At 42.5% G+C, this 8,393-nt stretch carries 11 protein-coding genes; 1 reads left to right on the forward strand and 10 read right to left on the reverse strand.

What is annotated here, in order from left to right; all coding sequences use genetic code 11:
* Positions 1 to 14: 14 nt before the first annotated feature.
* Positions 15 to 605: a penicillin-binding protein 1C gene (locus tag B9N89_RS25145; RefSeq protein ID WP_132323943.1), complete on the forward strand. Its 591-nt coding sequence runs from the start codon at positions 15 to 17 to the stop codon at positions 603 to 605.
* A 438-nt stretch (positions 606 to 1,043) separates the two neighbouring features.
* On the opposite strand, the gene B9N89_RS25150 is transcribed toward B9N89_RS25145, so the two are convergent.
* From B9N89_RS25150 to B9N89_RS25195, 10 genes are all read right to left on the reverse strand, one after another.
* A complete protein-coding gene (locus B9N89_RS25150) occupies positions 1,044 to 1,307 on the reverse strand; it encodes a hypothetical protein (protein ID WP_132323945.1) in 264 nt (87 codons plus the stop codon).
* Positions 1,304 to 2,017, reverse strand: a complete 714-nt coding sequence (locus B9N89_RS25155) for a hypothetical protein (protein WP_132323947.1) — start codon at positions 2,015 to 2,017, stop codon at positions 1,304 to 1,306. Before B9N89_RS25155 ends, B9N89_RS25150 begins: the two co-directional genes overlap by 4 nt.
* 121 nt (positions 2,018 to 2,138) lie before the next feature.
* Positions 2,139 to 2,777 (reverse strand): hypothetical protein, encoded by a 639-nt coding sequence (locus tag B9N89_RS25160; RefSeq protein ID WP_234996159.1) that lies wholly within the window; start codon positions 2,775 to 2,777, stop codon positions 2,139 to 2,141.
* 91 nt (positions 2,778 to 2,868) lie between these two features.
* Positions 2,869 to 3,735: a trypsin-like peptidase domain-containing protein gene (locus B9N89_RS25165; protein WP_159455625.1), complete on the reverse strand. Its 867-nt coding sequence runs from the start codon at positions 3,733 to 3,735 to the stop codon at positions 2,869 to 2,871.
* Positions 3,736 to 3,785: 50 nt separating this feature from the next.
* Entirely contained in the window at positions 3,786 to 4,163 is a 378-nt protein-coding gene (locus B9N89_RS25170) for a hypothetical protein (RefSeq protein ID WP_132323953.1), read from the reverse strand.
* Between the two features lie 79 nt (positions 4,164 to 4,242).
* The gene (locus B9N89_RS25175; protein ID WP_132323955.1) at positions 4,243 to 5,013 is read right to left on the reverse strand and encodes a hypothetical protein; all 771 of its coding nucleotides are present in this window, start codon (positions 5,011 to 5,013) and stop codon (positions 4,243 to 4,245) included.
* Positions 5,010 to 5,417 (reverse strand): hypothetical protein, encoded by a 408-nt coding sequence (locus B9N89_RS25180; RefSeq protein WP_132323957.1) that lies wholly within the window; start codon positions 5,415 to 5,417, stop codon positions 5,010 to 5,012. The genes B9N89_RS25175 and B9N89_RS25180 overlap by 4 nt, the downstream gene beginning before the upstream one ends.
* A 2-nt stretch (positions 5,418 to 5,419) precedes the next feature.
* Positions 5,420 to 5,857 carry a hypothetical protein gene (locus B9N89_RS25185; RefSeq protein WP_132323959.1) on the reverse strand — a complete coding sequence of 146 codons (438 nt, stop codon included), beginning with the start codon at positions 5,855 to 5,857 and terminating at the stop codon, positions 5,420 to 5,422.
* 61 nt (positions 5,858 to 5,918) lie between these two features.
* Positions 5,919 to 6,809, reverse strand: coding sequence for a Hint domain-containing protein (locus B9N89_RS25190; RefSeq protein WP_159455626.1), 891 nt, complete (start codon positions 6,807 to 6,809; stop codon positions 5,919 to 5,921).
* A gap of 14 nt (positions 6,810 to 6,823) precedes the next feature.
* A complete protein-coding gene (locus B9N89_RS25195) occupies positions 6,824 to 7,639 on the reverse strand; it encodes a hypothetical protein (RefSeq protein ID WP_132323963.1) in 816 nt (271 codons plus the stop codon).
* Positions 7,640 to 8,393 lie beyond the last annotated feature (754 nt).

Below are 8,393 nucleotides of genomic sequence, written 5' to 3' on the forward strand. Positions count from 1 at the left end.
ATAAAAAACAGAACTTGAAAACGAATACATTTAATAGCTATATCAATCAGCCCCTACAGAATCGACTCTATCAGATAAGTAAAAGTTTTAGCGGTGTGCTCTCTGGCAACCACATTAATAATCTAGCTAATCTTGTTCTAGACCAGAAGAAAAGGGTTATAGGATATATTGGTAATAGCCCTCTAGATGAACTGAAAGAAGGTCGTTTCGTCGACATCGTTCAACGGCCAAGTAGCACAGGCAGCCTACTTGAACCCTTTTTGTATGGCCTCAAGCTTGATAGTTCTTTGATCACTCAAACGACCTTGGTACAGGAAATCCCTCGCAGCTTTGGACGTACGTCTCTTAACCAACCAACATCTCACTATGGTCAATCTCTGATTTTGGGTGACGCAGAAAGCACATTATTCCAACTCAGTGACTTATATAGCCTCATGGCATACCAGGTTTCAAATCCAGACGGGGATACTATACCAGAGATTTCATTGCACAAAGGACAAATAACAAAACAATCAGTCGGCTTCAAGATGAGCCTCGGAGTGTCTTTCCTAACGATTGAAGCGATGCAAGAATTCATACGCCCAGGAGTGGAAGCTCATTGGTAAAAGTTTCTAGGGGGGCAAAATATTGCTTGTAAAACAGGGACAAGTCTTGGATTTCGCGATACCTGGGCCATCGGTGTCAGCCTTGAGGTTACTGTGGGTGTTTGGGTTGGCAATGCTGATGGCACTGGTCGTCCAGAACTCACGGGAATAAAGCAAGATGCCCCAATTCTATTTCAGGCTCCTCATTCTCTTCCTGACCAAAAATAATTTGATATTCTTTGTTTTAAGAGGAGAGGCGTCATCGAGGATGGTTTCAAAGCTTTCACAAAACAGCCCTTCCTCACAATTGCGTGACGTCTAATAGTGTAAAGATCTACATTTCACAGGCATTCTTGGAGGCTATACGCGTAATAAATATGGCTGTGAGGGTAGGTGCAAGTGCCTTAGAACGCTACTCCAAGGCCAGCCAATTATCAGTGCCCATCTATTCTAACTCTTCTATTTCTTAATTAAAGTGACATCCTCAGAACTACTTTGATAGCGTGCTTCAATAGCATTAGGTTTCATCTTTATCACTTTTAAACTCTCAGACCTGAACTCAACTAGCCCATTTCCACTTCTCAAATAATCTCGGTGGATTGAGTCAAACACTTTCGCATTTATAGCCTCAACATGCCTAGCGAAACCACCGCCGCCAGTTGTTTCGCGGGCATGGGCAGAAAACATGACTAGCAATAGACTAATTACTATAAAACTCTTCATTTCATCTCCTCTGAAAAAAACACATCGCCCAGTATGTTAAGGTTCACAACGACTTCCTTTCCAGGTGTGGGGTTGTCTCGAACTCTTGCGATCTCGTCCACAAAAGCCTTCCCTAATTGCTTTATCTTCAGGAAATCTTGCTCACTCATCGATCCAATGAAGTGATTATAGAAGGAGCCTCGGCCAATATTCTCGATGTCAAAGTTTCTTGCTGACATTTCAATATGACTTAGAACAACCTTTGGATTCGAGAGGTAAAGGTTTTTAGCCTTTATTTTGCCATCGATTTCTTGAAGCAACCCTGTTTCAAGTAAATACTCCAATCTTCCTGCTCCTGTCAATTGTCCGTGCAGGGTCTCGATTCTCTCTCTCGTTGTTCCTTGCTTTCCTGTCGCTTCCAGAATGATCTGCTGATCTAGATCGCACAGATCCAGCGTAGGTTTTTTCTCAAAACCAACAAAGGGCCTAATAAATGAAGCCATTGGTTGATTGTTCTTTTCTAATATAGAATATATTTCTTTTAGATTGAGGAAGACACCTAAGATAGGGAGAATCGTCTTCTCGACAGAAGGCTCGCCCACGTCTTTTTGTACAATCCTGCGAATTGTCGAGTAGCTTACTCCTGAACGCCTAGATAAGGTACGGAGTGATCTACTGGGGTGCGCTTCGACATAGGAGGATATCGCATCAGCAACGTCATCAATCAACATAATTAGGCCCTGTCAGTAAGGAAATTCTTCTTGGGGATAAAATAGCATGGTGAGTACTAATCCTAGAGACTGCAAGTATCTACTCAACTTCAGCGACTCTACTCCAACTTAACGATTCTAGCTACCCGCCAAGACTACTTATCGATACTTTAAGGATACTATCGCTCTCCACACAGCCCAATCTAAGATTCTCTAAGACATCGGTATGTGCGCCTTCTAGCTTTCCATTTAAGTACCTAATGCAATCTAGGTCCTCCCAATGATCATCAAGCTTAGCTGACTCCAAAATGCCTGTGACTTTTTTGGCCACCTCAAGGTTATTTGCCATATATGCTGCTCCATAGTAAGCAAGTAAGAAGCGACTATCACCAAACAGCTCAGGGAACCTTTCTCCGATTTCGGAGTAGGCGCTTAATTGGTCAAGATTTTCTCCGTTAAGCTGTCTAAGGTTTATCTTTGTTAACAAGAGGAAGGAAAGCTTGGCGACTTCTCCTGAGTCTTTGGCTTCTTGAATGAGCTGATCTATATTCTCTTCAGTGATTTCTAGATCGCCCCCAGTAATCAACCCTTTATCAACATATTCATCAGTCTTTCTAGCAATATGATTCTCCCGACCCTTCTTCGAAGCTGATTCCACTTTATCTTCGGCGGTTGGCGGTAGCATTTCAACTAGATCTCGTTTTTGGTCTTCCACTTGTTGACGGGGGGAGTGAGTAAGGGGCTTCTCTTTACTATTCTGAATATCGAGTGTTTCCAACATCGGAGAGGGGGCTCTCCCAATTTGGTCGTCCGAATTGAAATGATAAACTGCGAACACCCCGCAGACTAGGACAATCAATAAAGACCAAGTTCTACTTTTCATCTGATATAGCTCTTATCAAATCACTTGCCGGTATCGCTCTATTACCAGCCTTGTAAAATTCTTGCTGACCACAATTGTCGCCACAAAGCATTTCGAATACCTCCTCACGAGATTCGTACCTCTTTCTTTCAAAAGCTGTTTCAGAGTTGTTTCTTACTGGGCCCTGTCGGTGCAAGCCAACAAATTCATTAGAATCAGCACTCACCAATAGCCCACCCGAACTTCCTGAAGAACTGTCGCAATCATGATAGAGAATCTTGCCTTTTTTCCAAGAAGTACAGTTCGTTGATTTGAATAAAGGCATTCCTTGAAAATGTGAGTAGAGAACGACATCGCCACCTTTAAACTCCCCTCCATTTGCTGAGTCAAGTAAACCAGGTCGCCCAGTCACCGAAATTCTCACTAAAGCCATATCAACATCTTTATCGTTCAATAGAACTTCTTTAAAGTGAAAGCCATACTCTGGAACGAACGACTTTCTCGACAACTCGCCCTTATAAGTCATAGTATTAAACTTCGAGGGAAACTCATCAATATTATCATCAATTTTCGCTCTTAAAGACCTAAATTCCAGGTCGAAATAGATACTAGAGATATCAGCGGGAATACAGTGTGAGTTAGTTGCCACCAGGTCGTCTTTTATAAGGACAGCAGAACAGAAAGGCAGAGATGTCTCAAACTCTGGGAAATGATGCCAAAGAACACCTACCCTTCGACTAAAAGGGTCCTCACTTTCGGGTGTAACAAATTCACCTTCAAGCTCGTCGAAAATTGTATCTAGTCTAGACGTAGAGGTTGATTCACCGCACCCAGTCATAAATATCACTGAGAGACAAATAATAATCGCAAAACTCATTAGGCCACTCATAAAAGCTTGGGCAATCCATGAGGACCGCCCCTATTTCGTTAAATTCCGCAACTAATTGTTTTCGAGACTCCTTTCTTGGCTAGCTGCACCGCTATCTTTTGCCAATCTGTTGGAATAGAAAATCCTGTGCATGTCACCTTACAATCGCAAGGCTGGTAGTTCTTATTGAACGCAAAAACGTAGCAGTTTGTGAGCACCTCATACTTCGCTGCCTCTCCAACGAATATATTTGTCGTAAAGAGAGCAGACCTTCTAGGGTGCTTAGCAATACAACTCCCCCAAACTTCATCCACACCGTCGTCCAAACTGTTAAGCTGACTAGATATCTCTTGTTCGGCTTCAGCTTGAACACTTCCATAGCCAGCAGTTGATACAGTCACTACAAAAATTAACGTAGATAGAAGAAACTTCGTCATCATATTTCCTATTAGTATTATGTTATAAATTTCCTTGGTGAAAGAAACTGATCATGAGAGGAAAGCTAACTTCAAGCAACTAAGCCCCTGACTTAAGTTTCTTCACAATAGCTCCTACATTCTCTCGCATTAGAAGATTGTGGCGATCAGAGTAGAACGTGATATGTTCGATAAGCCTTTCTGGAATCTTTTTCGTCTGAACGATTTCTTTCCATTCATTAGGCCAATGGACCGCCAGAACAACACCAAGCTCCACCTTGTCACCTATGAGGGACTTTTTAAGATCTTCGGATTGCTGGCCTTGAATCGATTCACGATACAAGACTGTCTTTACGACTTCAATAGCTCTTGCTTCTATATCATCTTTTACGGGAAATTTCTTAGATAGCAAGGTACCAACATAAGAAATCGCATCCAAGCGCTCCCTCTCTTTTGACAAGTTCAGCTCGCCAAACTCGCTTCTCGTAAGAACTTTTTCGCTAAATTCGACAAGGCCTGGATCGTCGATTATAGACAAAAAAGCCGACTTATCATTTTCAGAAACTAATGGCTTATCCAACAAGTCTAGAAATTGTTCGTAGGCCTCAGATGGCTTTCTAAGCGTTCCTTCTAGCTTAACTAATGGCTCTGACACTTTACTGTCTATAGTATCTGGACGATTCTCAGATTGGCTGGAATCCCCTAACACCGTCCCCTGAGTCGGATCTTTAGTAGATGTCTTCGAGGTTTTATCGATACTACCGACGTTCATCTTCGTCAATTCGACCGTTTCCCGAGAACCAAAGACCTTCAGCATTGCCAGCAGGCTGGCAACAGCCATCAATAGAATAACTATACGAGATCGCTTCATAAACTACCTAAAGGATTACAAAAGATCATACAAACTTTACTGCTGGCGGCTGGTAGCCGGCAACTATCAAGAACAGGCTGAATATCTACTAACTCTGAACTTTCAGTGTCTAACAGAACTGGAAAAATTACTTTTTCTCGTTCTGTGCCATCATCTGCATTCTTGTAGAAATCTAATGTTCTCTCAGAGATGATCTCACACTTACGAAGAGCTTTCAGTCTCGTGTGAGCTGCATCGTTCGAAATACTCTCGATCGTACAACTGTTCACGAGAACAGGGGCGCAAGGCTCGACTTCGACAGGAACCAGATTTGTTGGCTCCTCCTTGTCATTGTTGTCTTTGCTTTCTTTTCCGCACGAAGATAGAATTAGCACCGTTGCTAAAGTCCAGGCCACTCTTTTCATATTTACCTCAAGTTAACGGGGCAAGCTCCCCTTGGTTCATAATCCTCTGGAACGAGGTTGCAAACAGTATATGAAATTGTTTCCGCACCACCAAAACCATTAAAACCATTAAAACCATTAAAACCGCCTACACGGATCAACTTCGCGTTCACAACGGGCGCAAGGAAGTCATCTGAATCGATAAACTGTTCATTAAGGAATGTTGGATAATGTCCCTCATCGATAAACATATCTGCCTCTCGACTTGAAATGTATCCACATCGAGCTGCCCATTCGGTCCTTTCTATGGACTCTCTCTTTGTTAGCCTCTCTTTGGTTTTACAGTGGTTGTAAAGTTTTTTTTCAGGTCCACTTGTATTCTTTGCAAAATAGATTGGCCCGAACGACTTTTGAGCGAAGTAGCTTGAACCGAAGGCTGTCTGCGAAAATAGCATTGCCATAAATAATTTTCTCAATTCGAAACTCCGATCTAAAGGGGGATGCCCCCCTTTGATATAGCGATTAATTGTAAAGATTACTCGGGATTGTATCTCGGAGGACGAGCCTGTTCACAAAATTTGCGCCTGAGTTTTGGTAGTAAATCGAGCCTGAAAGATAGCCTTGCGCGACAATCACCTGCCCATTCAACTTTACTGTCCCCTTCTCATCCCTAGAGTTTGGCTTAACATTGTAAACCTTGCCATAAAACTTCACCAACTCGATTGAATCGATCTGATCAAAGTTGCCAGACTTATGAATCAAACTGTCACCCTTCTTTAAGTCTTCAGCAAGTTTCATATGACCTGTTGAGACAAGCAGAGGATGATTAGGTGTGACCTTAAGTTGACCGCCTGTTTCAGTCTTGATCACGAGAATGTCGTGCTCCACATTCCTTATAGACTCAGTATACTCTTCTACTGGTCTAATAGTATACTCAAGGCTATCTATCGTGGCCGAATCGGAAAGTGTTACGATGTTGGTCGCACGCTTAGAAAAAGCGTCAAAAATTGTAAGGCTACCTTCCTCAAACAAAATTTCCTGATCGGGCGTAAAACATGAAGCTCTACAATTTGTTATAAAACTGTAGACATTGTTAGGCCCTAGGCCGCACTTGGCACTTTCAACCACTGGCGCTTTCCACCAATCATCAAAGTCTCCTTTCTTCGAGAAACTTGGATAAAAAGGTCGAGCACGGATCGATCCATCATCATCATGGACATTAAAGTCCCAAGTCCTTCGCGAGATATAACCACATCTCTTCGCCCAGGCATTTCTTTGCAATGACTTGGGAGTATCGATGCTATCCTCTTCACATCTTGCTTCCACCCGAGGACCTGAAATCGTCGTTTGTCCCATTAATGGGCAAGAAAGTAATCCCAAGGCTAGTAAACCAAGTATATATCTTTTCATCATTTTAAACTCCCATCTTAAAATACTGAGCATGGATAGTATCCGATCAGCGAGCCGTCTCTAGAGCTAAACAGGGGGACTTGATCTTCTGCTCTCAGGTACTCGTAAGTCCGGGCAGATATTTTGCCGTTAGAAAGAGTGGTCAACCTGAATGCCTCACAGCTCTTACCTTCATTTTTAGGCTTAGGCGGAACGGTGTAGTTACAAGAAACGTTTATGTAATCTGCCTCGCCATTGAGATCGAAAAAGCTTTCCCTGCTCTCGTCTACTTTCCTGTAGCGCATTGATGTTTCGCCTGGCCTTAGCTCTGTTGGCTCACGATTTAATAGGGTTAGATTGGTCCCCACAATATCAAGGTTTTTGATGTTGCCAATTCCGTATTGCAGATCCATCACAACATGAAGGCTTTGATCTGTTTCTTTAGCATAGCACACTAGATTATCAGGCCTAATGTCTTTAATACATTGCGCCCAGGCAGAAACTACCTCTGGACTCGCACGCTGTATCAAAATATGTGACGACTTAGATCCTTTGTAATCATAGTCTGTGTTGCGACAATTGGTTCTCTTCCACTGCTTTGCACTTTGACCGCCAGCATTAAAGTCCAACACATCGATAACGTTTAGACCCAGATTGCCGCCACCGCCGTTTGAACCTGAATCTTCGCTACAAAGCCACTTTTTTAGGACGATGCTATCTTCAAAGTTCCGATTTACTTCATACTTCTCAAGTACACCATTAACTAATACTTGATTGCATGCTTCGTAGTACCCACTCGCAATAGCCTGCGCTCCACAGAGCAAAAACGCTGATGCGATTAACTTGTTCTTCATTGAACTTCCTCAATTCGTATGTTCTTAAATTTAGTAAACGATTGAATCGGCACCACCAGCATGATATGGTATTACGGCCTAGTGTTACTTAATCATGTGGTAGCCTATGTTGCCTCACTGATTACATGACACCCCCCCTCTTTGGTCGCCTTTGTGCAGTCATAGGGGGGCCCCCCACTTACTGCCAAAGCGAGATTAACTTGCTGTTATTAAGGCTAATTCCTAAACGGACTATTGCCTGCGAATGTCATTAGAGTTAAGTAAAATTCTAAGAAATATCAACTAACTTATTCACGATGAGCTATTCTCATAATCACAGTGAACAACTTTCTATAGAATATGTTACTCACTGTGGATACATTTGACTGAGATTTTCAACACATAGTGCTCATTGTGAGCGATCTTTTCCTTACTGATAAAAACATCACTGACAAGCCAGCACCTCATGACATAGCCTGCTTGGAATGTATGGAGTCTTGGCTAAGTGCAAAGTGACGAATGTAGAAAATGCAAGCTCTGCACAATTGGAGGTAATAATCAGTGAAGGCTCGCATAGGCTAGCGTCCAGAAGATTTTCCCGATTATACAGTAAAAATTACTAGGGAATTTATTCTAAAAGCTAAAAACTATATTCGCTGGTGGTTTCGGTTTGTCAGGATTGAAGCTCCCCAAAAGTGCTGGACAAATCTAACTGAACGGCCTAATTCACCATAGTGAGGAGAATTACCGTGACTCAGAACAAACGAACCAGACC

Origin of the sequence: Pseudobacteriovorax antillogorgiicola (assembly GCF_900177345.1) — a bacterium.
Classification (GTDB): domain Bacteria; phylum Bdellovibrionota_B; class Oligoflexia; order Oligoflexales; family Oligoflexaceae; genus Pseudobacteriovorax; species Pseudobacteriovorax antillogorgiicola.